Here is a 24717-nt window from a genome sequence, read left to right as displayed (position 1 = left end):
CGGAATAAACTGGTAGGGGGATCGCCATGAAAGCGGTATTGCAGCGGGTCTCGTCCGCGAAGGTCACGTCCGGCGGGCGGGTGCTCGGGGAGATCGGGCAGGGGCTCGCGGTCCTGCTCGGCGTCGTGACGGGCGACGGGGTGGACGAGGCGGATTTCCTCGCGGAAAAGGCCGCCGGCCTGCGCGTCTTCGAGGACGAAAACGGCAAGATGAACAAATCCCTGTTGGAGGTGGGCGGCGGGATGCTCGTCGTCTCCAACTTCACCCTCTGCGCCGACGCGCGGCGGGGGAGGCGGCCCTCCTTTACGGGCGCGGCCGCGCCGGAGGAGGCCAACGCCCTCTACCTGCGGTTCGTCGCCGCGGCGAAGGACGCGGGCGTCTCCCCCGTCGAGACGGGGGTTTTCGGCGCGGACATGCGCGTGTCGATCGAGAACGACGGCCCGGTGACCATCCTGCTCGACACGGACGAAATCATGAAGAAATAACCCGCGCCCGGTCCCGGCGGCGTTTCCGCCGGGGACTGCGCGGGAATTGCTGCCAGAGGTGAAAAGATGAAAGTATACACGATGCCGGTCGGCACGATGGGCACCAACTGCTACATCGTCGCGGACGGGGAGGCGAGCGTGGTCATCGACCCGGGCTTCCAGGCGGAAAAGCTCGAGGCGTTCCTGCGGGAAAAGGGCCTGCACCCCGAATACATCCTGCTGACCCACGGGCACTACGACCACATCGGCGCGGTGCGGGCGCTGCGGGAGGCGTTCGGCTGCAAGCTGGCGGTCGGGCGGCGGGATCTCGAGATGCTCGCCGACCGCCGCAAGAGCCTCGCGATCATGCGCGGCATGACCGACGAGGACTACCTGCTCACCCCCGACCTGCTGCTCGGGGAGGGGGACGCGGTCACGGCGGGGCCGATGCGCTTCGAGGTGATCGACACCCCCGGACACACGGCGGGCGGGGTCAGCTACAAATGCGGCGACCTGCTCTTCACGGGGGACACCCTCTTCGCGGGGGACATCGGGCGGATCGACCTCTACGGCGGGGACTACCCGTCGATGCTCGCCTCGCTCAAAAAGCTCGCGGCGCTGCCGGGAGATTACCGGGTGCTGCCCGGCCACGGCCCCGAGAGCACCCTCGAGCGGGAACGCAGGCACAACCCCTACATGAGCGGAGCGGCGCATGACGGTCTTTATTGACGGGCACGCCTGCGGCTACGAGCTCCAGCGGCTCACACAGATGTTTTTCCCCGGCGAGAAGGTCGCCGTGGAGCAGGGCGCGCCCCCGGAGGATTTCGCGGGCAATTTTCTGCACGCCCGGTACCGGGAGGGGCTTCTCGAGGCGGTTTCGCGCCTGGGGGACGGCTCCCCCCGCGCCCTGCGGGCCGAGGCGCCCGCCGGAGGAACCTCCGGGCTGGAGCACCGCTTCGGCGTGCTGGCCTATACGCTTTTGTCCGAGGGGACGGGCGTCCGCCCGCCCTGGGGGGTGCTCACCGGCATCCGTCCGGTCAAGCTCTTCGCGGCGCGGATGGAGGAAGGGATGGACGAGGCGGCCCTGCGCTGCCATTTTATGGACGAGCGGCTGGTGAGCGGGGAGAAGTTCTCCCTCGCCGTGGAGACGGCCGCCGTGGAGCGGGAGCTGCTTTCCCGGTCGACGCCCGACAGCTTTTCCCTCTATGTCTCGGTGCCCTTCTGCCCGACCCGGTGCGCCTACTGCTCGTTCGTCTCCCACTCGGTCGAGCAGGCCGCGAAGCTGATCCCCGACTATGTGGACAGGCTGTGCGGCGAGCTGGCCGCCACCGGAGAGATCGCGCGGGAGCTGGGGCTTCGGCTGCGCACCGTCTATTTCGGCGGCGGCACCCCCACCACCCTCACGGCGGACCAGCTCTCCCGCGTGATGGACGCGGTCGCGGCGCATTTCGACGTGGCCTCGGCGTGGGAATACACCGTCGAGGCGGGCCGCCCCGACACGGTCACGGAGGACAAGCTGCGCGCCATCAAGGCGGGCGGCGGGCGGCGGGTGAGCATCAACCCGCAGACCCTCTCGGACGGGGTGCTCGCGGAGATCGGCCGCCGCCACACGTCGGCGCGGTTCTTCGAGGCGTTCGAACTCGCGCGGAAGGTGGGCTTCGACTGCATCAACGCCGACCTGATCGCGGGGCTCCCGACCGACACGCCCGAGGGCTTTCGCGCGAGTGTCGACGGGGTGCTCGCCCTCGCGCCCGAGAACGTCACGGTGCACACGCTGACGGTCAAGCGGGCCTCCCGGCTCTCCTTCGGCGAGGCGCGCGCCGAGCTCGCGCTCGTGGACGGGATGGTCGGCTACGCGCGCCGCGCGGCGGCCGCCGCGGGCCAGCGGCCCTACTACCTCTACCGGCAGAACGGCACCCTCGCGAACCTCGAAAACGTCGGCTATTCGCTGCCCGGCCGGGAGGGACTCTACAACGTCTACATCATGGACGAGACGCACACCATCCTCGCGGTGGGGGCGGGCGCGTCCACCAAGCTGCGCCACCCGGTCACCGGGGAGATCGAGCGGGTCTATAACTACAAGTACCCCTACGAGTACCTTTCCCGGTTCGACGAGGTCCTGCGGCGCAAAAAACGGGTGCGGGAATTTTACCTGGAATAGGAAATCCGCGGCGGGCGCTTGTAAAAGCCCCGGCCAGCGTGTATAATATCCCTAGAATCTAACGGACGGAGGTCATGCTGATATGGGAACCATTGATAACCTGATCATCAAGGCGAAGGATTTGGCGAGCGCGGCCGGGAGCAAGGCGCAGGAGGTCGCGGAGCAGACGAAGGTCCGCGTGCAGGCCGCGCAGCTCAAAAACGACATCGACGCGAACTACCTGAAGCTCGGGGAGATCATCTACGAGCTAAGGAAATCGGGCGCGGAAAACGAGGAGCTCATCAACATGTGCGTCGAGGAGATCTCCTCCCAGCTCGCGGAGCTCGACGAGCTCAACGGCCGGCTCGACGAGATGAAGCGGGTGCTGCGCTGCCCCGAGTGCATGAAGGAGAACCCGCTCGACGCGCTCTACTGCCAGCGGTGCGGCGCTTCCCTCAAGGAGCAGTCGCCCATCGAGCCGGAGGCGGCCGAGGCCCCGGAAGCGCCGGAGGCGCCCGCCGGGGATACCCCCGCGGAATAACAACACGACGGAAAAAGGGCGGAGATTCGTTTGGAATCTCCGCCCTTTTTGATTGCGCTTGCAGGTCTTCCTCCCGGAGGCAGGGAGGGCATGCCGGGTCCCGCCCCGGCGGGCGGCCCTATTTCTTGCCCACCCAAGAAATAGGGGAAAGAAGGGTGCTCAAGGGGGCTCGCTTGAAGAAGATGGGGGCGCAAAGCTCGCCCCCTTGAGAATCCCCCACCGCGCGAAACCAGCCGGCCTCGCGAAGAAGGCCCGTGCCGGCGCGGCCGGGAAAGCCCGCCGCTAGTCGTCCTCGAAGTCGAGGAACTTATACGCGGGCACGCCCAATGTCTTCGCGATATCGAACAGCAAATCCAAAGAAATGGCTTGTGCGATATTCGGTGCCTCAACCTGGCCGATATACGATGGATTCTTTCCGATCCTCTCAGCCAACTGTTCTTGAGACAAACCGCGCAGCCGCCGATAGTAGGAAACTTTTAAACCCAGCTTTATATACTCATCCCGATATTCAAACTTCATATTGGATTCCCCCCATATAAAGTTTACCAAGACCTCTTGAAAATTATTATCAAGTGATATATAATGCACATTAGGTATTAACTAATAAAAATTATATTTCAGACAATAAAGGAGAAAAGGATGGACGTTTACAAGGAAATGTATCTGAGGCTGTTCAACGAGATGACGGACATCAAAGACCTTGCGTCGGGCATGGCGACGCAGGCGTCGGAGATCGGTTACCGCGTCAAGGCGGCGCAGGCCGCGGTGGAAGAGATGTTTTTGGCGGCCGGGGAAAAAAAGGAAGCGGGCACGGATTAGTGCCCGCTTCCTTTTTTCCGTCACAGCTTCTTTCATTTCGGGGTTGATGTATCGTCCGGGATATGCTATACTATCTATTTATCTAATAGACACGAATGTGGACGAAAAAGAGAGAAAAGAAAAAGGAAGGGTCCAATGGAAGAGAGAAAAGAAAACCGCATGGGCACCATGCCGGTGGGCAAGCTGCTGGTGACGATGTCCCTGCCGATCATGATCTCGATGCTGATCCAGGCGCTTTACAACATCGTGGACAGCATCTTCGTGGCGCAGATCGGGGAGAATGCGCTCACGGCGGTGTCGCTGGCCTTCCCGGTGCAGAACCTCATCATCGCGGTGGGCATCGGCACCGGCATCGGCATCAACTCGCTGCTCTCCCGCAGGCTCGGGGAGCGCCGCTTCGACGACGCGAACGCGGCGGCGGAAAACGGCATCCTGCTCTCCCTCTGCAACTGGCTGGTCTTCGCCATCTTCGGGGGGCTGTTTTCGGAGGCGTTTTTCCGCGCCTTCACCGAGAACCCCGAGATCATCTCGATGGGCACCGACTACCTGACGGTCTGCACCGTCTTTTCGTTCGGCTGCTTCATGCAGTTCGCCTGCGAGCGGATCTTGCAGGCCACGGGCATCACGATCTACAACATGATCACCCAGGCGACCGGCGCGATCATCAACATCATCCTCGACCCGATCATGATCTTCGGCCTCTTCGGGTTCCCGAGGCTGGGAGTCAAGGGCGCGGCGATCGCCACCGTCATCGGGCAGATCGTGGCGATGCTGATGGGGCTGTGGTTCAATGCGAAGAAAAATAAGGAAGTCCACATGGATTTCCGGCATTTCCGTCCGAACGGCCGCATCATCGGGGAAATTTACAAGGTGGGCGTGCCGTCAATCGTCATGCAGTCGATCGGCACGGTCATGACCATCGGCATGAATAAGATCCTCATCGCCTTTTCGGAGACGGCGGTCGCCGTGTTCGGGGTCTACTTCAAGCTCCAGAGCTTCGTCTTCATGCCGATCTTCGGGCTCACCAACGGCCTCGTGCCGATCGTGGCCTACAACTACGGCGCGCGCAAGCGCACCCGGATCACCGCTTCGATCCGCCTGGCGCTCGTCTACGCGCTGAGCATCATGGCGCTCGGCCTGTTGATCTTCCAGCTCTTTCCGGTGCCCCTGCTCCGCCTTTTCAAGGCGTCCGACGCACTGCTTTCCATCGGCGTGCCCGCCCTGCGGATCATCAGCATCAGCTTTTTGGGCGCGGGGGTCGGCATCGTGCTCTCCTCGGTCTTCCAGGCGATGGGCAACGGCGTGCTCAGCCTGACCATGTCGGTCGCGCGCCAGCTCGCGGTGCTGCTGCCGGTGGCCTGGCTGATGGCGCGGTTCGTCGGCCTCGACGCCGTGTGGGCCGCGTTCCCCGTCTCGGAGTACGTGTCGGTGACGATCGCGCTTTTCATGTACCGCTATGTCTACCACAACCACATCGCGACCCTCGCGGACGAGGCGTAGCCGCCCCGCTCCCGCGTACCCGTTTTCGCAAACGGAAAAGCCGCCTCGTCAGAGGCGGCTTTTTTTCACGCGGTGCGGGGGGCGCGCCCGGCGGCGGAACGCCCGGCCCGCGGCCGGGCGGACGCGTTCTGCGAACGCGTCCCCGCGCGGATGCGCGGGTTCCGCCGCCCGCGTCTCCCGCCGCGCTCAGATGCGGTCGATGAGGCCGAGGGTGATTTTGGCGCAGCGCCGGGCGGCGTGCCCGACGAAGGTGTCGTAGTCCATGCCGCCGCTGTCGTCGGCGCCGTCCGAGATGCACCGCACGACGGCGAAGGGCACCCCGCTCAGGTAGCAGGCGTGGCCGACCGCCGCGCCCTCCATCTCGATGGCGTCGGCGCGGGTTTCGCGGGCGATCCGCTCCTTGACGGCGGAATCGGTGACAAACTGCTCGCCCGAGACGATCTCTCCGGGCACGCAGCGGACCCCCTGTCCGGCGGCGAGCTCCTCCACGAGGGAGACGAGCCGCTCGTCGGCGGGAAAGCGGGAGCAGTGGGGGAAATACTTTTGCAGCAGGCGTTCCTCGAGGTCGTGGTAAAAGACGGTGCGCGCCGCGACGAGGTCGAGGATGCGCAGCCTGTCCGAGAGCGCGCCGGCGACGCCGCTGTTGATCACATAGTCCGCGCCGAAGCGGGAGATGAGCATCTGCGCGCAGACGGCGGCGTTGACCTTGCCGACGCCGCAGGTGGCGGCGACGACCCGTTTGCCCGCGCGCTCGGCCGAAAGGAATTCACAGCGGCCCGCGGTTTGGATTTCCCCGTGGGAGAGGGCCTCGCGGATGAGGTCGAATTCGCTGTCCATCGCGCAGATGACGCCGATCGTAACCATAAAAATCAAGTCCTCCAAACGGTTCAGATGCTCCCATTCTACCCGAAAGGGCGGGGGAATGCAACCGCGGTATAGTAATAAACGGCCCGCTGTGGTAATATAGGTGTATTAATTCGAGACGGGGGTGTGGGAATGGAGCAGCGCCACAGGCACGGCTATCTGTATGGGACGATGGTGCTGGCGGCCGGGACGGTGGTCGTCAAACTGATCGGCGCGCTTTTCAAGATCCCGCTCACCAACATCCTCGGCGGCGTGGGCATGAGCTACTTCAACGTCGCCTACGAGCTCTACTATCCGCTCTACGCCCTTTTTGTGTCGGGCGTGCCGGTGGCGGTCTCCAAGCTCGTCAGCGAGAGCATGGCCTGCGGGCGCGCGCGCGACGCGCGCAAGCTCCTGCGGGTGGCGGGGGCGGCCTTCCTCGCGGTCGGCGCGGCGGGAAGCCTGCTCATGTTTTTCGGCGCGGGGTGGTTTTCCGCCCGGGTGCAGAACCCGGGCTCGGTGTGGGCGGTGCGGATGCTCTCCCCGGCGCTTTTCTTCGGCTGCCTGATGGCGGCGCTGCGCGGTTACTGGCAGGGGATGCAGGACATGGCCCCCACCGCCGTCTCGCAGATCGTCGAGGCGGTCGCGAAGCTCGCGTTTGGGCTGGCGCTCTCCTACGGCGTGACGGTGGCGGGCCTGCGGCAGTTCTCCCTGGAGGGGACGGTGTTCGGCGCGCCCTGCGCCTCGGCGCAGGAGGCGCAGATTGCGGTGCTGCCCTACGCGGCGGCGGGCGCGATCCTCGGCGTGACGGTCAGCACCCTCTGCGGCGCGGTCTACATGGCCGCGCGCCACAGGCTCGGGCGCGGCGCGATCACCCCCGAGCAGTGGAAGGCGTCGCCGCCCGCGGCCCCGTCCCGCGCGCTGCTCAAACGGCTGGTCGCGATCGCGGTGCCGGTGTGCGTCGCCTCGCTCATCACCAACCTCACCTCCTTCATCGACCTCATCTCGGTGATGAACCGCCTGGGCCACGCGATCACCCGGCATCCGGGCGTGATCGAGGGCATCTACGAGGGGCTCATCCCGGGCGGGGTGGGCCGGGAGATGCTCGCCTCCTATCTCTACGGCTGTTATTCGGGGCTGGCGGTGCCGGTCTATAACCTGGTGCCCTCGCTCACCACGACGATCGGCGTGAGCCTGCTGCCCGCCGTGTCGGCGGCGTGGGCGGTGCGCGACCGGAGGGCGCTGGAGCGCAACGTCGCGTCCGCGCTGCGGCTGGCCTCCCTCATCGCGATGCCGGCGGGGCTGGGCATCTGCGCGATGGCCGGCCCGGTGTTGCGGCTGCTCTTCTTCTCCAAGCCGATGGAGTCGGCGGTCATCTCCCCGGCGCTCCACCTGATGGGGCTGAGCGCGATCTTTGTGGCGCTCTCGCTGCCGGTCAACGCGATTTTGCAGGCGGTCGGGCGCGCCGACCTGCCGGTCAAGCTGCTGCTGGCAGGCGGCGGGCTCAAGCTCGTGCTCAACTTCCTGCTCGTGGCGGTGCCCCGGCTCAACATCCAGGCTGCGCCCGTCGGAACGCTCGTCTGCTACGCGTTCGTGCTTTTCGTGAGCTTCGGGGTGCTGGTAAATTCTACCGGGGTGCGCATCCCGGTGGGGCCGGTCTTCGGGAAGCCGTTTTTCGCGGCGGTCTGCTGCGCGGTCGGGGCATGGGCCGCAAACGGCCTGCTGGAGCGGGTTTGCGGCAGTCAGCTCGCGGCGGTGGGCGGCGTGTCGATCGGCGTCGTAATTTATGCTTTTGTCGTCTTATTGACTAAAACCGTCACCAAAGAGGACATATTAATGGTGCCGGGCGGCGAAAAGTTTGCAAAGCTACTTGAAAAGCGCTCCCTTTTAGGGTAGAATACTAAAAGCAGCCCCAAATGGGCCTGTAAAGGGGGCGCGGCGGGCATGCCGGTGCAGTTTGAGCGCAAGCAGAAATACGACGTGGGGGACCTGATTACGATCATGTCCCTGCTCCGCGGAGAGGGCGGTTGCCCGTGGGACCGCGAGCAGGACCACCACTCGATCCGCAGGAACTTCATCGAGGAGACCTATGAGGTCTGCGAGGCGATCGACAACGACGACCCGGTGCTCCTTCAGGAGGAGCTGGGGGACGTGCTTCTCCAGGTGGCGTTCCACGCGCGCATGGAGGAGGAGGCGGGCCGCTTCGATTTCGGCGACGTGTGCGACGGCATCTGCAAAAAGCTGATCGTCCGCCATCCCCATGTGTTCGGCGAGACGAAGGTCGCGGACAGCGGCGAGGTGCTCGTCAACTGGGACCGCATCAAGGAGCGGACCAAGGGCCAGAAGACGGGGACCGAGACGCTCAGGAGCGTGAGCGCGGCGCTTCCGGCGCTCATGCGCAGCGAAAAGGTGCAGCACCGCGCGGCGAAGGTCGGGTTCGACTACCCGGATACCGGCGGGGCGCTGCGGGACCTTGAAAGCGAGGTCGCGGAACTGCGGGAAGCCATTTCCGAAGGGGACGCGGCGCACATCGACGAGGAATTGGGGGACGTGCTCTTCGCGGCGGTCAACGTGTCCCGGTTCACCCATGTGGACGCGGAGCAGAGCCTCGGGCAGGCGTGCGAAAAGTTCATCGACCGGTTCGAGCAGGTGGAGGCGCTTGCGCGGGAGCGGGGCGTGGACATGAAGACGGCCGGCATCGAAAAGCTGGACGAGCTGTGGAAGCAGGCCAAGAAACGGAACGCCGCCAAGCCAACCGACTGATTATCCCAGGCAGTTGCTGTCTGAAGATATAACAATGTTTAATTTTATTTACGGAGGGCATTCAAAATGACAAAAGCAGAGCTCATCACCGCGGTTGCGGAGAAATCTGGACTTTCCAAGAAGGACAGCGAGAAGGCCGTCGGCGCGGTTGTCGACGCGATCACCGACGCGCTGAAGGCCGGCGAGAAGGTTGCTCTGGTCGGTTTTGGAACCTTTGAGACCAAGACCCGCAACGAGCGCAAGGGCATCAATCCGATCACCAAAGAGGAGATCACGATCGCCGCGGCGACGGTTCCCTCCTTCAAGGCCGGCAAGGCGCTCAAGGACGCTGTCTCCGGCAAGTAAGACCGTTTCACCAAAAGGCCTGCCGCGTCGCAAGATGCGGCAGGTTTTTGCATCTGGAGGAAGCATATGCGACTGGATAAATACCTCAAAATCACCCGGCTCATCAAGCGGCGCACCGTGGCCAACGAGGCATGCGACGCGGGGCGGGTGACGGTCAACGGCAAGGTGGCGCGCGCCTCCTACGACGTGAAGGAGGGGGACGTCGTCGAGCTGAACCTCGGCCAGAAGCCCCTGCGGGTGCAGGTGCTCAAGGTGAGCGAATACGCCACCAAGGACACCGCCGCCGAGGGCTACAAGGTCATCGACTGAGGATCGGCGCACGGGCCGCTGGAGGATTCCCTCCGGCGGCCCGTTCATATTTTGGCGCGCCCCCTCATAGGTATTAGAGATCAATTGACGGGGGAGGCGGACGCGGGTGGTCGAGGAAAAGAGGAATCTGGGGCCGCACAACATCATCATGGAGGACCGCAGGAGGCTGACGGTGACGGGAGTGACCGACGTGGACAGCTTCGACGAGCAGACGGTGGTCGTCTACTGCGAGACGGGGGAGCTGGCGATCCGCGGCGAGGGGCTGCACATCAGCCGGATCGATGTGGAGACGGGGGATCTGAACCTCGAGGCCGCGCGGATCGACGGGCTGTCCTATGCGGATAACCACCCGGCGCGGGGCGGTTTTTTCGGCAAATTATTCCGCTGACGGAAGGTAGAATGGAAGGACGGGGGGAAGCCGATGGAGATCACGGTCGCGGGGCAGACGTGGCTCTTTTTACTGTCCGTCGCGCTGGGCGCGGCGCTCGGGGTGTGCTACGACGTCTTCCGGATTCTGCGCATCGCCTTCCGGCATCCCTCCCTGGCCGTCCTGCTGGAGGACATCCTTTTTTCGCTTGCCGCGGCGGGCGCGACGTTCGCTTTCCTGCTCACAACGGGCAACGGGCAGCTGCGCGCCTTTTTCCTGATCGGGGAGCTGGTGGGGTTTTCCCTCTACCACTGCACCCTCGGCGCGCTGCTCATCGGCGCGGCCAAGGGGATCATCGCGGCCATCCGGTGGCTTTTTGGGCTGATTTATCGGGTCTTTGTGGCGCCGGTCCTGCGCCTGTTAGAAAAGATTCGGGGCTTTTTGGCGAAAATCATGAAGCAATCGGCAAAATGTATAAAAAATAAAGCGAAAAATTCGAGGATACCCTTGAAAAAGCACAGTCATTTATTGTATAATTTAAAAAAGCGACTTCAGTGGGACGGACAGAAGAAAAACGTGAAGGAACAGGAGCAACCCGGTTCATGAAAAGTGTACGTGGAAAAAAGAAGAGCCTGTTTATCCGGTTTTGTATCTTCGCCTTCGCCGCTTACGTCGTGGTAAGCCTGATCACGCTGCAGATGGAGATCTCCTCCAAACGCAGCCTGCTTACTAGCGTAAACGCGCAGCTGGAAGACCAGGTCGTTGCAAACAAGGAGGTCGAGCGGCAGATCGCCTTGGGGGACGACCGGGATTTTATGGCCCGTATCGCGCGCGACAAGCTCGATATGGGTGTGGCGGACGAGCGCGTATTCCGTGACACAGCGGGCACGTAAGCCCGCCTTTTGGCGTGTCTGGAGCCGGAAGGGCTTCTCGATAAAACACAAGATCGTTAAGGAGGCAGCGTAACATTTATGCAGCTTGAGGTAGGGAGTATTCTGGAGGGCAAGGTCACCGGCATCACAAAGTTCGGCGCGTTCATCGAACTGCCGGGCGGCAAGACCGGAATGGTACATATTTCGGAAGTGGCGTCCTCCTATGTCAAGGAAATTTCCGATTACCTGTCGATGGGCCAGATGGTCAAGGTCAAGGTCATCGGGATCACCCCCGAGGGTAAGGTCAGCCTGTCGATCAAACAGGTGGCGCCCGCCCCGGCTGCGGCTGAGCGTCCCAACACGCCGCGCCCCTTCCGCCAGGGAGGCCCCGGCGCGCCCGGCGACCGTCCGGCGCGCCCGCCCTATCAGCGCAGGCCGCCCCGCGAGGTCTCCTACGGGTTCGACCGGCGGCAGGACATCACGAGCGAGAACATGTCCTTCGAGGACATGATGAGCAAGTTCAAGCAGAAGAGCGAGGACAAGATGTCTGACCTCAAGAAATATACCGACATGAAGCGCGGGACGGCGCGGAGCAGAAATTCACCCAAATGATTCCAAAAGGGCGCCGCGGCGCCCTTTTCCTTTTGAAAAGAGAAGCGGAAAACAGGAGGACGGGCATGGTAATCGTCAACGCGGACGTCCGCACGATGGCGGGCGAAAGATTTGAACACGGATACATCCACATGGACGGCGGAAAGATCGTCTCGGTCGGCCCGATGGAGCGCGCGCCGCGGGACGCGGAGCGGTTCGACGCGGCGGGCGCGGTCGCGCTGCCCGGGCTGGTCGACGCCCACTGCCACATCGGCATGTGGGAGGACGGGCTCGGCTTCGAGGGGGACGACGGCAACGAGGACACCGACCCGGTCACGCCGCAGCTGCGCGGCCTGGACGGGGTGAACCCGCTCGACCGGGCGTTCACCGAGGCGCTCGACTGGGGGGTCACGACCGTCGTGACCGGTCCCGGCAGCGCCAACCCGATCGCGGGGCAGATGTGCGCGATGAAGACCTGCGGCCGCCGGGTGGACGATATGCTCCTCGCCGCGCCGCTGGCGGTCAAGATGGCGATGGGGGAGAACCCCAAGACGAGCTACCACGAGAAGCAGCAGGGCCCCGCCACCCGCATGGGGATCGCGGCGGCCATCCGCGAGCAGCTCGCGAAGGCGAAGAAGTACGGCGAGCAGCTCGAGCGGGCGGCCGCGGACGACGACTTCGACGAGCCCGAGTACGACGCGAAGTGCGAGGCGCTGCTGCCGCTCCTGCGCGGGGAGATCAAGGCGCATATCCACGCCCACCGCGCCGACGACATCTTCACCGCCATCCGCATCGCGAAGGAGTTCGGCTTTCCCTACGTGATCGTCCACGGCACCGAGGGGCACCTCGTGGCCGACCTGCTGGCCCGGGAGGGCGCGGCGGTCATCGCCGGGCCGCTGCTCGGCGCGCGCTCCAAGCCGGAGCTCAAAAACGCCGACGACGGCGGCGCGGGCGCGCTCGACCGCGCGGGGGTGAAGGTCGCGGTCGCGACCGACCACCCCGAGCTGCCCTGCCGCTTCCTGCTTTTAAGCGCGCAGGTCGCGGCCCAGAACGGCATGGACCCCGGCGCCGCGCTGCGGGCGGTCACCTCCGCGGCGGCGGAGATCTGCGGGCTGGAGGGCCGCGTGGGCGCGCTCGCGCCGGGACGGGACGCGGACGTTCTGCTCTATGAGGAGGAGCCGCTGGAGACCCACCGAAAGCCGTTCGCGGTCTTCGTCGACGGAAGGAGGGTGCGCTGATGCGGGAGATTCCACGGGAGGCCGTCGTCGAGGCGGTGAAGGCGCTCTGCATCGAGGCCAACCGGATGCTTCCGGCCGACCTCAAGGAGCGGCTGTGCGGGGCCTGCCGGGCGGAGGAGTCGCCGCTCGGGCGGGAGGTGCTCTCCGACATCGTGCGCAACTATGAGACGGCCGAGGCGCTCTCGATTCCCGTCTGCCAGGACACCGGCATGGCGGTCGTCTTCGCCGAACTCGGGGAGGACGCGCATGTGCCGGGCCTGGAGGAGGCCGTCAACGAGGGGGTGCGCCGGGGCTACACCGAGGGGCTGCTGCGCTGCTCGGTGGTCGGAGACCCGCTGCGCCGGCAAAACACCGGCGACAACACCCCCGCCGTGCTGCACCTGCGGCTGGTGCCGGGGGACAGGCTCACCCTCACCGTCGCGCCCAAGGGGGCGGGCAGCGAGAACATGAGCTCCATCCGCATGATGACCCCGGCGGCCTCCGAACAGGACCTGATCGACGCGGTCGTGCGGGCGGTGGAGGCGGCGGGGAGCAATCCCTGCCCGCCGGTCGTGGTCGGCGTCGGCGTCGGCGGCAACTTCGAGGGGTGCGCGCTGCTCGCGAAACGCGCCCTCTGCCGGGATACGGCCGTGCGCAATCCCGATCCGCTCTACGCCTCGCTCGAGGAACGGATGCTCGAGGGGATCAACCGCACGGGCATCGGGCCGCAGGGCTTCGGGGGCCGGGTGACGGCGCTGGCGGTCAACATCGAGGCGGGGGCGACCCACATTGCGAGCCTGCCGCTGGCGGTGAACATGGGCTGCCATGTGACGCGGCACGCCTGCCGGACGATTTGAGTCCTGTTTGTTAATTTTCCACGAACCCTCCGATACCCCTTGTAAATTCGCCCAATGTCCTGTATAATAAAGGTAGGATAATTGGGTAAAATGTTAAAAGCAGGCTTGCCTGTTTTGCTATAAAACAAAGGGGTTGAATTTATGAACATCACCATCACAGCACGGAAAACCTCTGTTCGCGACTCTTTCAAGGAAAGGATCGACCGGAAACTCGCCAAGCTGGACCGGTTCTTTGACGACAGCGCAAATGCGATCGTCACGGTGACCAACGAGGGCGACCGCGAGACCGTCGAGGTCACCATCCAGTCGCGGGGTATGTTCTATCGCGCGGAGAAAACCACCTCCGACCGCTTTGACTCCCTGGAGGCCGTGGTGGACTCCCTCTTCCGCCAGATCGTGAAGAACAAGAACAAGCTCGGCAAGCGCCTGCGGGACACCGCGTTCGACGCGGCGAACGTCGAGGTGGGCGAGGAGCAGGAGTCGGAGGCCCCGGAGTACGCCGTCAAGCGCGTCAAACGGTTCGCGCTGCGCCCGATGGACGTGGAGGAAGCGATCCTCCAGATGAACATGGTCGGGCACGAGTTCTTCGTCTTCCTCAACGCGGAGACGAACGAGATCAACGTGGTCTACAAACGCCACAATGGAACTTACGGGATTCTCGAGCCGACGGTCGGCTGACGATACAGCACTCCCACAGGCCGGTCCCCCACGCTCCCCGCGTGGGGGACCGGCTTTTCGGCGGGAATTTCTTGTAACCGCCGGGCATTTGTGATAGGATAAAGGTAATTTCACGGGCGGAGGTGCGCGGATGCTCTGCAAAAAATGCGGAAACAACGTCAAAAGCGATTTCAAATACTGCCCCTACTGCGGCGAACGGATCGTCAGCGACTTCCACGACCACTATGAGGAGCTGACCCCGCCCTTCCTCGTCCGGGAACCGGACGAGCCGGACGCTGCGGCGGACTGGTACGCCGCAGCGCCGGGGGAGCGGGCGCCCGACTTCGCCCTCCCGCCCACGGCCGCGCCGGAGGAGCCTCCCCTCGCGCCCGGGGCCTTTCCGCAGGAGGACCTGGAGGACGACCTCGCGCCGCCCCATTTCCGGGTTTCCCTGCCGGAGGAGCCGGCCCCCGGCGGGTACGGCGGCCCCCTCTTCGGCGCGGACGGCCCCCCGGCAAGCGGGAGGTACGCCGCGCCCGCGGGCTTCGAGCCGGTGGACGACCCGGCCGGGCCGTCGGAGGCGCCCTATTTCGTCTACCGTCCGGAGCCGGCCGCGCGTTTCCCCGGAACCGACCCCGCCGGGGAAACGCCCTCCGCGCCCCCCGCGCGGGAGATTCCCCGCAGGGGCGCGGACAAGCCGAAGGCGGGCCCGGGCATCGTGGTCAAGCTGCTGATCATCGTGGGGGTGCTGATCGCCGCGGGAGCGGCGTCCTGGTTCGGATACCGCCTGCTGGGCGGCGGACCCGCGCCCTTCCGGAATACAGACTTTTCAGCGATGTTTGCGCGGGTTTACGGTCTGTAAACATTTAAAAACCCCCTTGCGCATTGGCAATACAGCGTGTATAATATAGACATGCCACATATGAAAAGATCTGGAGATTCGGAGGGGGGCCCCTGGGGGGCATACCGAAAGAACGGACTCATATGTGCGGTAAACAGGCGGAGCCGCGCGAAGCGAGGCTTCGCCTGTTGCGTTGAAGGGAGGCGCGTAAAAATGGAAAAGGTGCTGGTCGCCATGAGCGGCGGCGTGGACAGCTCGGTGGCGGCGCTGCTCCTGAAGGAGCGGGGCTATGAGGTGGGCGGCGCAACGTTCGAGCTCTTCGACGGCTGCCCCGAGCAAAACGTCTCCGACGCGAAGGCGGTCTGCGAGAAGCTCGGCATCCCGCATTACGTCTTCGATTACCGCGCCCTCTTTTCCGAGCGGGTGCTCGACTGCTTCGCGGACGGCTACCTGCGCGGCGAGACGCCAAACCCCTGCATCGCCTGCAACCGGAGCGTCAAGTTCGGCGCGTTCGCGCGGGACGCCGAGCGCCTCGGGTACGGCCGCATCTCGACGGGGCACTATGCGGCGGTGCGGTTCGACGAGGCGTCGGGCCGCTATCAGCTGTGGCGCAGCGCCCAGCCCCGCAAGGACCAGTCCTACGTGCTCTACCACCTGAACCAGCGCCAGCTTTCGATGCTGCTGCTGCCGCTCGACCGTTACGACAAGAGCGAGGTGCGCGCGCTGGCCGCGAAAGCGGGACTGCCGGTGCAGTCCAAATCGGACAGCCAGGACATCTGCTTCGTGCCGGACGGCGACTATGTCTCCTTCATCGCCCGGCACACCGGAAAGACCCCCGAGGAGGGGGATTACCTCGACGACGCGGGCAACGTGATCGGACGGCACCGGGGGGTGCTGCACTATACGATCGGGCAGCGCAAGGGGCTTGGGGTCGCCTTCGGGACCCACCGTTATGTGAGCCGCCTTGATCCGGAGCATAACACCGTCACCCTGTCGGACGAGTCGGCGGTCTTCCGCGACACGCTGTTCGCGGACGGGCTGCGGCTCATTTCGGGCGGCGCGCTCGGCGGGCCGCTTTCGGTGCGGGCCAAAATCCGCTACGCGCACACCCCCGCCCCGGCCACCGTCTATCCCCTCGGGGAGGGGGAGGTGCGGGTGCGGTTCGATTCCCCGCAGCGCGCGATCACGCCGGGACAGGCCGTGGTCTTTTACGACGGGGAACGCGTGGTGGGCGGCGCGACCATCCGCGCGGCAGGACAGGATAAGGAGTGACATCGATGAACCTACTCGTCCCGATCGTCATGATCGTGGCCTCCAACGTGCTCTACAACCTCTTCACCAAGACGATGCCGGCGGGTGCGAACCCGTTCGCCGCGCTCGTGATCACCTACCTGACCGCGGGCGCGGTCTCCTTCGGGATGCTGCTCGTGACCGCGCAGGGGGATTCGGCGGCCGCCTTCCGCTCGATCAACTGGACGAGCGCCGCGCTCGGCGCGTCGATCGTCGGGCTGGAGCTCGGCTATATCTACGCCTACCGCGCGGGCTGGAACATCAGCGTCTGTTCCCTCGTCGCCAACATTGCGCTCGCCGTCATCCTGCTCTTTGTGGGACTGCTCTTTTTCAGCGAGAAGCTCTCCCACAACCAGCTGATCGGTATTGTGCTCTGCGTAGCCGGGCTGTTCTTCCTCAACCGCCGATAGGTGTAGTTGCCGGGTCCCGCCCCGGCGGGCGGCCCCATTTCTTGTACGGACAAGAAATGGGGGAAAGAAGCCGCAGGGGGCTTGAAGCGGCCTGCCCGGGCTGCGCCCGGAGCGCGCTATGCGCGACGGCCGCTCGCGGGCGCTCCGCCCCGCGACCCCGGCTTGAGTCCGCTGCGCGGACCCGGCCCTGCGGGCCGGATTCTCTATAAGGTTGGCCTACGGCCAAATCCTTGACCCCCAGGCCGCGACAAATGGGCCTTTGGCCCAGAAAGTCGCGTCCCCGTATGACGGATCGAAGCACCAGTCTACAGCAGCCCGTCAGCCGCCGCGCCCGCAGGCGCAACGCCTCTTCCCGAGAGCCTCAAGAACGCTCTTACAGGTGCACCCGGGGAGATACGGCGGTTGGGAGCGTCCGCAACCTGAATTGAGCCCTCAGCTAGTGTACCTGTGGGGAGTGACGGTAACCGGCGGGTACTGGCAAGGCGTCTCCAGGGGATTCCTAAGGGGGCGGTGGAGCCCCCTTAGGCGGACTTTTGGTTCCTTTTCGTCCGTCCGAAAAGGAACCCGTGGCGCGCGGCGGAACGCGCTCGTAATTCTTGCCGCTTGAAAAGCGGCAATTCCCGAAAAAGCCCCGCCGGGCGCAGCGCGGCAAGCTCCGCCGCTTCCCGAGCGACAAATCTAAGGAAAGCCCCCGCCGCCCAGGGGGGCGGAATATCCAAAAAGGAACCGGCCCTGCGGCCGGTTCCTTTTATTTCTCACTTCACTTTGATGAGGATGGGATTTTCGAGCACCCCGACGACGTCGAGCGTCTTGGGGTCGACCGCGCTGAGATAGACGGTGCCCTCGTGCTCGCCCGGGGCGAGCGGCTCACGGAGGTCGACCTTGGATATGTACTGGTTGGGGGCGATGTACTGGGAGCGGTAGAGGACGCTCTCGTCCCCGTCCGCGGTCAGCTCGACGACCATAAGGTATTCGTTGAACGCGGGGTTCTGCACGTTGAGTCCGCCGCCCGTGCCGTCCGACTGGAAGGTGACGGTGGAGCTGACGCGGTAGCCGAAGAGGTTTTCACCGGGGGATTTCTCATTCCAGGGCGCGCCGGGCGGGGTGCCCGTCTGGGCGGCGGGGTCGAGCCCCTCCACCCGGAAGGCGCTTTTGACTTCGCCGGAAGAGCCGTTCAGGTTGCGCAGGAAGAGGAAAAGCCCCAGCGCGATGAGGATGGCGCAGAGGATGGAGAGCACCAGCACAAGCGCGGTATGGGGACGGGAACGCTGTCGCAGCATAAGCAATCACCTCGAAAAAATCCCCGCCGCGCGGGGAAGAATCAAGCCCGTCAGGTGATCTTGCGCAGGATCTTTGGGCGGAACCAGCCGCGGTAGATGCGCAGCACCTGGGAGAGCAGAAAATCGTACATAAAGAGGGTGAAGTTGACCAAGGCGAGGGCGACGACGATGGTATACTTCCCGAAGTCGCCCCAGCCCTCGAGCATGTCGGGGATGCCGAAGACGTAGAGCATCACATAGTAGAAGGCGACGATGACGCCGTTGAAGAGCAGGAATTTGAGCAGATAGGCGATGGGGCGCGGCGCCCGCTCGATGCGGGACTTGAGCATGGGGTAATAGCCGAGCAGCATGACGAAGAGGACCTTGGCCTCCTGGTCGGGGACGATGAACATGGCGAGCACCGAGACGGCAACGTAGACAAGCATGGCGGTCTTGGTGCCGTTCTCCTCCTCGACGGCGATGAGGACGATGCCGGCCATCGCGGGGAAGACGTAGGAGGAAAAGGGGATCAGGCCGGTCATGAACATCATCAGCAGGCAGAGGGCGGCGGAGAGGCCGCCAATCGCCACCTGGGTACTTTTTTTCATAGACGGACGCCTCCGATGGTTCTGATGCGGGCCTGCGGCGCCCGGAAAGCGCGAGGGACGGCGGGCGGCTCAGAAGCAGCTGTTGCCGCAGCAGTCCATGCAGCAGTTGGCGCAGTACATGGCGGCGCAGATGTCGCAGCAGCTGCACCCGCCGACGGAGCCGGTCTGGTAGGAGCCGCCGCCGTACTGGGGACGGCCGTTCTGCCGCTGCCAGAGCAGCTGGTTGTAGGCGGCGGAATACTCGCTGTTCTGGGGGTTCATCTGGCAGGCCTTCTGGAAGCTCTGGAGCGCGTCGTCGAGCCATCCGCGCGAATAGTAGATGCTGCCCTTGAGGAAGTACCACTCCGCGTCGCGGCTGGCGGCGGCCACGCCGTCAAGGAGCTCCTGCGCCTCGGCCAGCCGTCCGGAATTGATCATGCGGCGGATGTCCGCGAACTGGGAAGCGCCCTGCGCATAGGCGCCGCCCGAATAACCGCCGGACTGTCCGCCCGCCCGGCGCTGCGCGACGATCGCGTCGTATGCCTGGTTGATCTCCTGCATCTTCTCCTCGGCCAGGTCGGACAGGGGGTTGTTCGCATAGTTGTCCGGGTGATACTTTTTGGCAAGCTCCCGGTATGCGGCCTTCACCTGTTCGTCGGTGGCGTTGGGGGAGATCCCTAAGACCTTATACGGATCTGTCATCGGTTTTCAGTCTCCTTTGGCAGCAAGATTCGTTCGACGGTATCACGCAGGCCGAGGTGGATGACGTTGTCCAGGATCGGCTTATAGTCGTGCAGGCCGATCAGCTCGTACGCCTTGATGATCTCCCCGATCGTCAAAAAGAGGGAGCCCTTGGCGTTTTCACGGATGGCGGCGAGCTGTTCGGGCGTGGGGGAAGGCGTCTTCTCCCGCAGCAGAAAGGGGTTGTAGCTGTGGCGGCGGGCGTCCTCCTCGAGGTCGTCGAGCGCGTCGGCCAGATAGACGTACCGCCCGAGCAGGTAGCCGAACCGTTCGAGCACCCGCTTCTGAGTGCTGTCGTTGGTGAGCAGGCCGCAGATGCCCGAGAGGGCGAGCGCGGAGGGCTCGCAGGCGCGGTCGACGCTGTCACACTGTTCGTCCTCGAGCGCGCTCTGCTTGCTGATCGTCTCATAGATGATCTGCGCCACGCCGGGGAAGCGGTCAGCCGCCTTTTTGTAGGCGTGCCGCGCGAAGGGCGTGGCAAGCGCCGCGCCCAGCCGGGAGCCGAAGCCGCCGTCGCGGTAGTTGTCGAGCACCTTGTAATAGAGCATGATCATCGCGACGCCCGAGGAAAAGTCGAGCTGCCCGCAGCTGGGGCAGCAGGGGATTTTTCTGAGCGGGTTGAGCATGCAGCGCCCGGGGGCGAAGGCGAGGTGTTCTCCCGAGAGGGACAGGTCGAGCAGCGCGAGGAAGGTGAAGTCGTAGCTGAGGGTCAGCCGGGCGAAGGGGCCGTACTCCCGGCCGAGCTGTTTGCAGAGTCCGCAGTAGACCGCCTTATAGGTTTCGTACTCGCAGACCCGCAGCATGCCTTTGAAGGGCTTGATGTAACCAAACATTAGTGTCTCCCGATCGGGTGAAGATTTTCCGCGGAACGGCAGGTTTTTTCACCCTGTCCGCGATGGGCAAACCGGGGAATCCTTGTAAAAAAACGTGCGATCCGCGCCCGGGGCGCGGATTTTCCGGCAATTTTCACAGAACTTTCTGAACTCTCTTATTTTACACGAAAAGGCCGTGAATTTGTTTAATAAACTATGAATTCCACGAAATAACGTTATGGATTTGTGATTCAAAAAGGCCTTGTTTGCGTAAACCGTGCCCGGGCTCCGCTTTTGCGCCGGCAAAGCGTGGGCTCGAACGCATCCGCGCGGAGGACTGTCCGCACCGGGCGGACCGGTTTTCCGCCCGGAGGCGCCGGGTCAGACGAAAAAGAGCGGCGCGGGCATGCGCCCGTGCCGCTCTTTTTCCTGTGATGGCCTGAGTTGTCCGCGGAAAGAACGCCGCGGTCATTCGACGCTCAGGTTCCGGGTGATGAAGATCGCGTAAAGCCGGGTGAGCAGTTCCCAGGAGAGGTTGTCGAAGACCCCGGACTCCTCCAGGTTTCCCCTGCCTTGCAGCCAGAGGGTGTTGGCCGCGGTGCCGTCGGCGTGCCGGCCGTCGACCTCCGCGTCCTGCACCTCATCCAAAACGTGGGAGAGGGATTTGAACATCGACTGGACGACCAGCAGATGCAGCGTCTCCCCGCCCGGCTCCACCCGGAAGGAGGGGGAGGGGTAGACGTCCGCGCCCCGCGGCAGGCGCGTGCGCGCGACGACGCCGCGGTAGACGGACGCGATGGCGTCCCAGGTGTCGTTGTCGACCGTGCCGGTGGGCGGCAGGCCGAAGTTCTGCTGGAAAAGGACGACCGCCAGCTCCGTCCGCTCCTCGAAGATGCCGTCGGGAACGAGCCGGGGCAGGAAGGGGTAGGACAGCGAGATGGCGCGCAGCATGGTTTGGAGGCTCCGGACGGGACGCCCGAGCAGAAAACGTTCCGGAAGCATCAGGCGGCGCCTCCTTTCCGGTCCCGGCTGCCCAGGGAGAGCGGGTATCCGGGGAACTGGGTCAGGCGGGTCGAGAGGGCGTAGGTCTCGAACTCCTCCCGCGCGGCGCTGTCGGAGAGCTCCGCGGGGAAGCGGACCCCGTCGCTGAGGATGGCGGAGGCCGCCCCCGCGTAGGCCTCATAGATCGCGTCCCAGGTCGTTTCATCGGCGACGCCCGTCTGCGGCAGGCCGGCCATCTGCTGGAACGCCGTGACCGCCTGCCTGGTTCTCGGGCCGAAGACGCCGTCCACCGGGAGGAAGGGGAGGTTGTCGTAAAACTCGGACAGGACGGCGAGCATGAACTGAAGGGCGACGACGCCGTCGCCGGAGGACCGCTCCCGCGACTCGCCGGGATACTGGAAGGAGACGTTATAGAAGGTCTGCCCCTCGCTCACGAGCTCGGCGAGGTCCTTTACGCCGACGTAGAGGAGCACCAGCTTATACCAGGTGGCCCTGCCCACCACCCCGTCGGCGGCCAGGTTGAAGATGCTCTGGAACCGCTTCACGGCGTTTTCCGTGGCGGGGCCGAAAATTCCGTCCACCGGCCAGATCTTGGGGATGGCGGGGTAGTCCTGGGAGATGCGGTTGAGGGAGGTCTGGACGACCACCACGGCCTCGCCGGCGGAGCCCTGCCGCAGGGGGGAGCCGGGGTAGGAGGCGCGCACGCCCTGCACGGGGGCGTCGGGCACCAGCTCGATGCCGTCGCCGTAATAGGTTCGCAGGATTTGCATGGAGTCGTAACCGTCCTGCGCCAGGTATTGGCTGCCCCACTGGGAAAGCCCGTCGCAGGTGGTGGTTGTGCCGTTGCAGAATTTCGCGGCCAGCGGCTCCACGTAGCCGATCCGCCGGATGTATGTATTGAAGATGTCGTCGACGATCTGCTCGATGTTGTCGAAGATGTTCCGGCCGTAGATGAATTTCTGGTCGGTGGCGGTGCTGTTCGTGATGTGGAACGAGTAGCCCCGGCTGGGATAGTATTCCGTGTAGACCCGGTTGAGCGCGAAGGAGATCTGCGCCAGGATGTTCGCGCGCAGGGCGGCGGGCTCCCAGGTGGGATAGATCTCGCTGGAAGCCACGTTCTTGATGTAGTCGGGGAAGGAGACGGTGACGTTCTCCGCGCCGGAGCCGGGGGTCCCGAGATGGACGGTGATATACTCCGGGATATAGGGAAGGACGGTGATTGGCATGGGGAAAGCCTCCTTTACAGGTCTTGGGGGGTGACGCGCACTTCTCCCGCCGCGTCCCGGGGCGCCGTATTCTCCGGAAGCGGGATCAGCTTCATCTCCTGGAGCGTCTCGATCCCCGCGAAAATCTGGACGTCCTCCACCGTCAAAAGCTCGTAGAGCGGATGCTCCGCCCATACGTCGCAGACGGAAAAGGGCGCTTCCGCGGCGCCCGGCGAGGTGCTGTCCGCCGCGGCGGGGGCGGGGATGGCGACCGGGTCGATCTCCCCGCTTTCCCCCGTGACGCGGACGGCGACCAGGCGGTGCCTGCCGTCCGGGGATTTTTGGGTGACCGCCACCGTGGCGTCCTCCAGCGGAATCTGTGCCCGGCCCGTAAAAACACGGACGCGGATTGTGCCGTTTTCATCCAATGGGACCCCTCCTTGCTGGATAGTTCTTACCAACAGCTTATGCGGGAGAGGGGCGCGCCTTGTCAGGAAAGGGCGCGAAAGAAGCAAAAAAAGCCGGAGGGGGATCATTCCCCCTCCAGCCCCTCCTGCGCCGGGTTGTCGATGAGGCGGCCGCGGAAGTCGAACCGGGAGCCGTGGCAGGGGCAGTCCCAGCTCTTTTCGTCCGGGTTCCACTCCAGCTGGCAGCCCAGATGGGGACAGCGGACCGATACGATGAACGCTTCGCCGGCTTCATCCTTATAGACCCCGACCTTTTCGCCGTCGTACTCCACCACGCCCCCGTGCCCGCGGGGCAGCGCCTCGATATCCTCCCGCGGCGGCGTGAGGAATTTGCGCGCCAGCCCCTTCGCGGCCTGGGCGGTGTCCCGCATCAGCGTCCTGGCGGAGGCGGAGGGGTTGAACCGCTGGGGCGTGAACGCCTGCTCCCAGGGGCTTTTCCCCTCTGTGATCAGGCCGGTGATCAAAAGGGCGGACACCATGGAGGAGGTCATGCCCCACTTTTGGAAGCCGGTCGCCACGTACCAGTCGGGCGTCGAGGCGGAGTACCGGCCGATATAGGGCACCCCGTCCAGCGTCATGCAGTCCTGGGCGCTCCACGCCGCCGCCTCGGCGCTCTCGGGCCAGTAGGTTTTCGCCGCTTCCCGCAGCCTTTGGTACTGCCCGCCCGCGGAGTTTTCGCCGGTGCGGTGGTTCCCGCCGCCGAGCAGCAGCAGGTCCCCCTGCGGCCGGAAGGAGAGGCCGTCCGCGTCGACGCCGAGGTACATCCCGGTGAGTTTGGACGCGTTTTTGAGCGCGAGGACATAGCTGCGCTCCTGGTGCATCCGCATGAAGTAGTAGCCGGGCGCGTTCAGGAAGGGGTAGTGGCAGGCAAACACGATCTTTGCCGCCGTCACCTCGCCGCGGTCGGTGAAGATCCGGTTGCCCTCCACGGAGCGCACGGGGGTCCCTTCGTAGATTTCGAGCGGCCCGGCGACGGCGCGCAGGAACCTGAGCGGATGGAACCGCGCCTGCCCGTCGAAGCGCAGGGCGGCGGCCACGGGGAAGGGGAGCTCCGTTTGGGAACCGTAGGCCGCGCCGATGCCGAGCGCTTTCGCCGCCTCGAACTCCCGTGCCAGCGGTTCCCGCTCGGCGGTGGAATAGAGGTACGCCGGGGCCTCGGTGAAATCGCAGTCGATCCCGAGCTCCCGGACCATGCGCCGGTATTCCGCGACGGCGCGCTGGTTGGCGTCGGCGTACTGCCGCGCCGGCTCCTCCCCCGACCGCTCGATCAGCCGGTGGTAGATGAGCCCGTGCTGGCTGGTGATCTTGGCGGTGGTGTTTTTCGTCTGCCCGCCGCCCACGCGCGAGGCCTCCAGCAGCACGGTGCGCAGCCCCGCCGCCTTCAGGAAATGCGCGGTCAGCACGCCCGCCATCCCGCCGCCGATGACGGCCGCGTCCACGTCGAGGCCGCCCGCGAGCGCCGGCCGTTCCGGCAGCGCGGCGGTTTTGCTCCAGATGGATTCGCTCACGGCTTTTTCACCCCCGCGCGGCGGACCGCCCGTTTGACGACTGTTCCCATATGACCACGCTCCTTCGACTTCTTATTCCTAGCGTGGGCCACCGCATGAAAATTATTCCCGCCGGGGAAAAAGTTTCCCGCCGCTGGCGGGAAAACCGCCGGGGCCCGGCCGTCGGGGCGGCATTTTGGGGAAAAATGTCCGCCCGGCGGGGAAAGAAGTGAAAAAAAGATGGCGGAAGGCTTGATTTTGGAAGCGGATCGCAGTATGATAAAACAATAGGGTTTAACGGATAAATGCGTTAAAGCGCCCGGCGGCGACG

Annotated in this window: 30 protein-coding genes; 20 read left to right on the top strand and 10 right to left on the bottom strand. The window is 64.8% G+C overall.

Annotated elements, in window-relative coordinates; all coding sequences use genetic code 11:
• Positions 1 to 26: 26 nt before the first annotated feature.
• From dtd to C1A13_RS09585, 4 genes are all read left to right on the top strand, one after another.
• Entirely contained in the window at positions 27 to 485 is a 459-nt protein-coding gene (dtd, locus tag C1A13_RS09600; protein WP_101551452.1) for a D-aminoacyl-tRNA deacylase, read from the top strand.
• A 66-nt stretch (positions 486 to 551) separates the two neighbouring features.
• Complete coding sequence (locus C1A13_RS09595) at positions 552 to 1193, top strand: MBL fold metallo-hydrolase (protein ID WP_101551450.1); 642 nt, start codon at positions 552 to 554, stop codon at positions 1191 to 1193.
• Positions 1177 to 2625: a coproporphyrinogen dehydrogenase HemZ gene (gene hemZ, locus C1A13_RS09590; protein ID WP_101551448.1), complete on the top strand. Its 1449-nt coding sequence runs from the start codon at positions 1177 to 1179 to the stop codon at positions 2623 to 2625. The genes C1A13_RS09595 and hemZ overlap by 17 nt, the downstream gene beginning before the upstream one ends.
• Positions 2626 to 2707: 82 nt before the next feature.
• Positions 2708 to 3145, top strand: a complete 438-nt coding sequence (locus C1A13_RS09585; RefSeq protein WP_101551446.1) for a hypothetical protein — start codon at positions 2708 to 2710, stop codon at positions 3143 to 3145.
• A 282-nt stretch (positions 3146 to 3427) separates the two neighbouring features.
• On the opposite strand, the gene C1A13_RS09580 is transcribed toward C1A13_RS09585, so the two are convergent.
• Positions 3428 to 3664, bottom strand: a complete 237-nt coding sequence (locus C1A13_RS09580) for a helix-turn-helix domain-containing protein (RefSeq protein WP_101551444.1) — start codon at positions 3662 to 3664, stop codon at positions 3428 to 3430.
• Between the two features lie 120 nt (positions 3665 to 3784).
• Here C1A13_RS09580 and C1A13_RS09575 point away from each other — a divergent pair, with 120 nt between their 5' ends.
• Both C1A13_RS09575 and C1A13_RS09570 read left to right on the top strand, forming a co-directional pair.
• Positions 3785 to 3964 carry a hypothetical protein gene (locus C1A13_RS09575; RefSeq protein WP_101551441.1) on the top strand — a complete coding sequence of 60 codons (180 nt, stop codon included), beginning with the start codon at positions 3785 to 3787 and terminating at the stop codon, positions 3962 to 3964.
• A 135-nt stretch (positions 3965 to 4099) separates the two neighbouring features.
• Positions 4100 to 5464 (top strand): MATE family efflux transporter, encoded by a 1365-nt coding sequence (locus C1A13_RS09570; protein WP_101551439.1) that lies wholly within the window; start codon positions 4100 to 4102, stop codon positions 5462 to 5464.
• A gap of 186 nt (positions 5465 to 5650) precedes the next feature.
• Here C1A13_RS09570 and C1A13_RS09565 read toward each other — a convergent pair whose 3' ends face one another.
• Entirely contained in the window at positions 5651 to 6328 is a 678-nt protein-coding gene (locus tag C1A13_RS09565; protein WP_101551437.1) for a 5'-methylthioadenosine/adenosylhomocysteine nucleosidase, read from the bottom strand.
• Positions 6329 to 6460: 132 nt separating this feature from the next.
• On the opposite strand from C1A13_RS09565, the gene C1A13_RS09560 reads away from it, so the two are divergent.
• The 14 genes from C1A13_RS09560 (at position 6461) to C1A13_RS09495 (ending at position 16826) form a co-directional block, all read left to right on the top strand.
• The gene (locus C1A13_RS09560) at positions 6461 to 8203 is read left to right on the top strand and encodes a putative polysaccharide biosynthesis protein (protein ID WP_101551435.1); all 1743 of its coding nucleotides are present in this window, start codon (positions 6461 to 6463) and stop codon (positions 8201 to 8203) included.
• Between the two features lie 48 nt (positions 8204 to 8251).
• Positions 8252 to 9070, top strand: a complete 819-nt coding sequence (mazG, locus tag C1A13_RS09555) for a nucleoside triphosphate pyrophosphohydrolase (RefSeq protein ID WP_172439237.1) — start codon at positions 8252 to 8254, stop codon at positions 9068 to 9070.
• A gap of 66 nt (positions 9071 to 9136) precedes the next feature.
• Positions 9137 to 9415 (top strand): HU family DNA-binding protein, encoded by a 279-nt coding sequence (locus tag C1A13_RS09550; protein WP_101551433.1) that lies wholly within the window; start codon positions 9137 to 9139, stop codon positions 9413 to 9415.
• A gap of 66 nt (positions 9416 to 9481) precedes the next feature.
• A complete protein-coding gene (locus tag C1A13_RS09545; protein ID WP_101551431.1) occupies positions 9482 to 9724 on the top strand; it encodes an RNA-binding S4 domain-containing protein in 243 nt (80 codons plus the stop codon).
• Positions 9725 to 9830: 106 nt separating this feature from the next.
• Positions 9831 to 10112 carry a YabP/YqfC family sporulation protein gene (locus C1A13_RS09540; RefSeq protein ID WP_101551428.1) on the top strand — a complete coding sequence of 94 codons (282 nt, stop codon included), beginning with the start codon at positions 9831 to 9833 and terminating at the stop codon, positions 10110 to 10112.
• A gap of 33 nt (positions 10113 to 10145) precedes the next feature.
• Positions 10146 to 10697 carry a spore cortex biosynthesis protein YabQ gene (yabQ, locus tag C1A13_RS09535; RefSeq protein WP_101551426.1) on the top strand — a complete coding sequence of 184 codons (552 nt, stop codon included), beginning with the start codon at positions 10146 to 10148 and terminating at the stop codon, positions 10695 to 10697.
• Complete coding sequence (locus C1A13_RS09530; RefSeq protein ID WP_101551424.1) at positions 10694 to 10984, top strand: hypothetical protein; 291 nt, start codon at positions 10694 to 10696, stop codon at positions 10982 to 10984. Before yabQ ends, C1A13_RS09530 begins: the two co-directional genes overlap by 4 nt.
• Positions 10985 to 11062: 78 nt before the next feature.
• Entirely contained in the window at positions 11063 to 11575 is a 513-nt protein-coding gene (locus C1A13_RS09525) for a S1 RNA-binding domain-containing protein (protein WP_101551421.1), read from the top strand.
• Positions 11576 to 11640: 65 nt separating this feature from the next.
• Positions 11641 to 12792: an amidohydrolase gene (locus tag C1A13_RS09520; protein WP_101551419.1), complete on the top strand. Its 1152-nt coding sequence runs from the start codon at positions 11641 to 11643 to the stop codon at positions 12790 to 12792.
• The gene (locus tag C1A13_RS09515) at positions 12792 to 13628 is read left to right on the top strand and encodes a fumarate hydratase (RefSeq protein ID WP_101551417.1); all 837 of its coding nucleotides are present in this window, start codon (positions 12792 to 12794) and stop codon (positions 13626 to 13628) included. The genes C1A13_RS09520 and C1A13_RS09515 overlap by 1 nt, the downstream gene beginning before the upstream one ends.
• Before the next feature lie 141 nt (positions 13629 to 13769).
• The gene (gene hpf / locus C1A13_RS09510; RefSeq protein ID WP_101551415.1) at positions 13770 to 14306 is read left to right on the top strand and encodes a ribosome hibernation-promoting factor, HPF/YfiA family; all 537 of its coding nucleotides are present in this window, start codon (positions 13770 to 13772) and stop codon (positions 14304 to 14306) included.
• Between the two features lie 130 nt (positions 14307 to 14436).
• On the top strand, positions 14437 to 15147 hold the full coding sequence (locus C1A13_RS09505; RefSeq protein ID WP_101551413.1) for a zinc-ribbon domain-containing protein: 711 nt from the start codon (positions 14437 to 14439) through the stop codon (positions 15145 to 15147).
• Between the two features lie 192 nt (positions 15148 to 15339).
• The gene (gene mnmA / locus C1A13_RS09500; RefSeq protein WP_101551411.1) at positions 15340 to 16398 is read left to right on the top strand and encodes a tRNA 2-thiouridine(34) synthase MnmA; all 1059 of its coding nucleotides are present in this window, start codon (positions 15340 to 15342) and stop codon (positions 16396 to 16398) included.
• 5 nt (positions 16399 to 16403) lie between these two features.
• Complete coding sequence (locus C1A13_RS09495) at positions 16404 to 16826, top strand: EamA family transporter (protein WP_101551408.1); 423 nt, start codon at positions 16404 to 16406, stop codon at positions 16824 to 16826.
• Between the two features lie 755 nt (positions 16827 to 17581).
• Here C1A13_RS09495 and C1A13_RS09490 read toward each other — a convergent pair.
• From C1A13_RS09490 to C1A13_RS09455, 8 genes are all read right to left on the bottom strand, one after another.
• On the bottom strand, positions 17582 to 18106 hold the full coding sequence (locus C1A13_RS09490; protein ID WP_101551406.1) for a hypothetical protein: 525 nt from the start codon (positions 18104 to 18106) through the stop codon (positions 17582 to 17584).
• Between the two features lie 50 nt (positions 18107 to 18156).
• The gene (locus C1A13_RS09485; RefSeq protein ID WP_101551403.1) at positions 18157 to 18693 is read right to left on the bottom strand and encodes a hypothetical protein; all 537 of its coding nucleotides are present in this window, start codon (positions 18691 to 18693) and stop codon (positions 18157 to 18159) included.
• 69 nt (positions 18694 to 18762) lie between these two features.
• Positions 18763 to 19374 carry a J domain-containing protein gene (locus C1A13_RS09480; protein ID WP_101551401.1) on the bottom strand — a complete coding sequence of 204 codons (612 nt, stop codon included), beginning with the start codon at positions 19372 to 19374 and terminating at the stop codon, positions 18763 to 18765.
• A complete protein-coding gene (locus tag C1A13_RS09475) occupies positions 19371 to 20246 on the bottom strand; it encodes a DUF5685 family protein (protein ID WP_101551399.1) in 876 nt (291 codons plus the stop codon). Before C1A13_RS09475 ends, C1A13_RS09480 begins: the two co-directional genes overlap by 4 nt.
• 447 nt (positions 20247 to 20693) lie before the next feature.
• Complete coding sequence (locus C1A13_RS09470) at positions 20694 to 21227, bottom strand: peptidoglycan-binding domain-containing protein (RefSeq protein ID WP_101551397.1); 534 nt, start codon at positions 21225 to 21227, stop codon at positions 20694 to 20696.
• Positions 21227 to 22453 carry a peptidoglycan-binding protein gene (locus tag C1A13_RS09465; protein ID WP_101551395.1) on the bottom strand — a complete coding sequence of 409 codons (1227 nt, stop codon included), beginning with the start codon at positions 22451 to 22453 and terminating at the stop codon, positions 21227 to 21229. The genes C1A13_RS09470 and C1A13_RS09465 overlap by 1 nt, the downstream gene beginning before the upstream one ends.
• A 14-nt stretch (positions 22454 to 22467) precedes the next feature.
• Positions 22468 to 22860 carry a spore cortex-lytic protein gene (locus C1A13_RS09460; protein WP_101551393.1) on the bottom strand — a complete coding sequence of 131 codons (393 nt, stop codon included), beginning with the start codon at positions 22858 to 22860 and terminating at the stop codon, positions 22468 to 22470.
• A 104-nt stretch (positions 22861 to 22964) separates the two neighbouring features.
• Positions 22965 to 24407: an FAD-dependent oxidoreductase gene (locus C1A13_RS09455; RefSeq protein ID WP_101551392.1), complete on the bottom strand. Its 1443-nt coding sequence runs from the start codon at positions 24405 to 24407 to the stop codon at positions 22965 to 22967.
• Between the last annotated feature and the right edge of the window lie 310 nt (positions 24408 to 24717).

Origin of the sequence: Anaerotruncus massiliensis (ex Togo et al. 2026) (genome assembly GCF_900199635.1) — a bacterium.
In the GTDB taxonomy this organism is placed as follows: Bacteria; Bacillota; Clostridia; order Oscillospirales; family Ruminococcaceae; genus Anaerotruncus; species Anaerotruncus massiliensis.
This window is presented reverse-complemented; position numbering and strand designations above follow the sequence as displayed.

What these genes read in the sequence shown, in the direction of transcription:
- dtd (WP_101551452.1), top strand. Translation starts at nt 27, where the DNA reads ATGAAAGCGGTATTGCAGCGGGTCTCGTCCGCGAAGGTCACGTCCGGC.
- C1A13_RS09595 (WP_101551450.1), top strand. Translation starts at nt 552, where the DNA reads ATGAAAGTATACACGATGCCGGTCGGCACGATGGGCACCAACTGCTAC.
- hemZ (WP_101551448.1), top strand. Translation starts at nt 1,177, where the DNA reads ATGACGGTCTTTATTGACGGGCACGCCTGCGGCTACGAGCTCCAGCGG.
- C1A13_RS09585 (WP_101551446.1), top strand. Translation starts at nt 2,708, where the DNA reads ATGGGAACCATTGATAACCTGATCATCAAGGCGAAGGATTTGGCGAGC.
- C1A13_RS09580 (WP_101551444.1), bottom strand. Translation starts at nt 3,664, where the DNA reads ATGAAGTTTGAATATCGGGATGAGTATATAAAGCTGGGTTTAAAAGTT.
- C1A13_RS09575 (WP_101551441.1), top strand. Translation starts at nt 3,785, where the DNA reads ATGGACGTTTACAAGGAAATGTATCTGAGGCTGTTCAACGAGATGACG.
- C1A13_RS09570 (WP_101551439.1), top strand. Translation starts at nt 4,100, where the DNA reads ATGGAAGAGAGAAAAGAAAACCGCATGGGCACCATGCCGGTGGGCAAG.
- C1A13_RS09565 (WP_101551437.1), bottom strand. Translation starts at nt 6,328, where the DNA reads ATGGTTACGATCGGCGTCATCTGCGCGATGGACAGCGAATTCGACCTC.
- C1A13_RS09560 (WP_101551435.1), top strand. Translation starts at nt 6,461, where the DNA reads ATGGAGCAGCGCCACAGGCACGGCTATCTGTATGGGACGATGGTGCTG.
- mazG (WP_172439237.1), top strand. Translation starts at nt 8,252, where the DNA reads ATGCCGGTGCAGTTTGAGCGCAAGCAGAAATACGACGTGGGGGACCTG.
- C1A13_RS09550 (WP_101551433.1), top strand. Translation starts at nt 9,137, where the DNA reads ATGACAAAAGCAGAGCTCATCACCGCGGTTGCGGAGAAATCTGGACTT.
- C1A13_RS09545 (WP_101551431.1), top strand. Translation starts at nt 9,482, where the DNA reads ATGCGACTGGATAAATACCTCAAAATCACCCGGCTCATCAAGCGGCGC.
- yabQ (WP_101551426.1), top strand. Translation starts at nt 10,146, where the DNA reads ATGGAGATCACGGTCGCGGGGCAGACGTGGCTCTTTTTACTGTCCGTC.
- C1A13_RS09530 (WP_101551424.1), top strand. Translation starts at nt 10,694, where the DNA reads ATGAAAAGTGTACGTGGAAAAAAGAAGAGCCTGTTTATCCGGTTTTGT.
- C1A13_RS09525 (WP_101551421.1), top strand. Translation starts at nt 11,063, where the DNA reads ATGCAGCTTGAGGTAGGGAGTATTCTGGAGGGCAAGGTCACCGGCATC.
- C1A13_RS09520 (WP_101551419.1), top strand. Translation starts at nt 11,641, where the DNA reads ATGGTAATCGTCAACGCGGACGTCCGCACGATGGCGGGCGAAAGATTT.
- C1A13_RS09515 (WP_101551417.1), top strand. Translation starts at nt 12,792, where the DNA reads ATGCGGGAGATTCCACGGGAGGCCGTCGTCGAGGCGGTGAAGGCGCTC.
- hpf (WP_101551415.1), top strand. Translation starts at nt 13,770, where the DNA reads ATGAACATCACCATCACAGCACGGAAAACCTCTGTTCGCGACTCTTTC.
- C1A13_RS09505 (WP_101551413.1), top strand. Translation starts at nt 14,437, where the DNA reads ATGCTCTGCAAAAAATGCGGAAACAACGTCAAAAGCGATTTCAAATAC.
- mnmA (WP_101551411.1), top strand. Translation starts at nt 15,340, where the DNA reads ATGGAAAAGGTGCTGGTCGCCATGAGCGGCGGCGTGGACAGCTCGGTG.
- C1A13_RS09495 (WP_101551408.1), top strand. Translation starts at nt 16,404, where the DNA reads ATGAACCTACTCGTCCCGATCGTCATGATCGTGGCCTCCAACGTGCTC.
- C1A13_RS09490 (WP_101551406.1), bottom strand. Translation starts at nt 18,106, where the DNA reads ATGCTGCGACAGCGTTCCCGTCCCCATACCGCGCTTGTGCTGGTGCTC.
- C1A13_RS09485 (WP_101551403.1), bottom strand. Translation starts at nt 18,693, where the DNA reads ATGAAAAAAAGTACCCAGGTGGCGATTGGCGGCCTCTCCGCCGCCCTC.
- C1A13_RS09480 (WP_101551401.1), bottom strand. Translation starts at nt 19,374, where the DNA reads ATGACAGATCCGTATAAGGTCTTAGGGATCTCCCCCAACGCCACCGAC.
- C1A13_RS09475 (WP_101551399.1), bottom strand. Translation starts at nt 20,246, where the DNA reads ATGTTTGGTTACATCAAGCCCTTCAAAGGCATGCTGCGGGTCTGCGAG.
- C1A13_RS09470 (WP_101551397.1), bottom strand. Translation starts at nt 21,227, where the DNA reads ATGCTTCCGGAACGTTTTCTGCTCGGGCGTCCCGTCCGGAGCCTCCAA.
- C1A13_RS09465 (WP_101551395.1), bottom strand. Translation starts at nt 22,453, where the DNA reads ATGCCAATCACCGTCCTTCCCTATATCCCGGAGTATATCACCGTCCAT.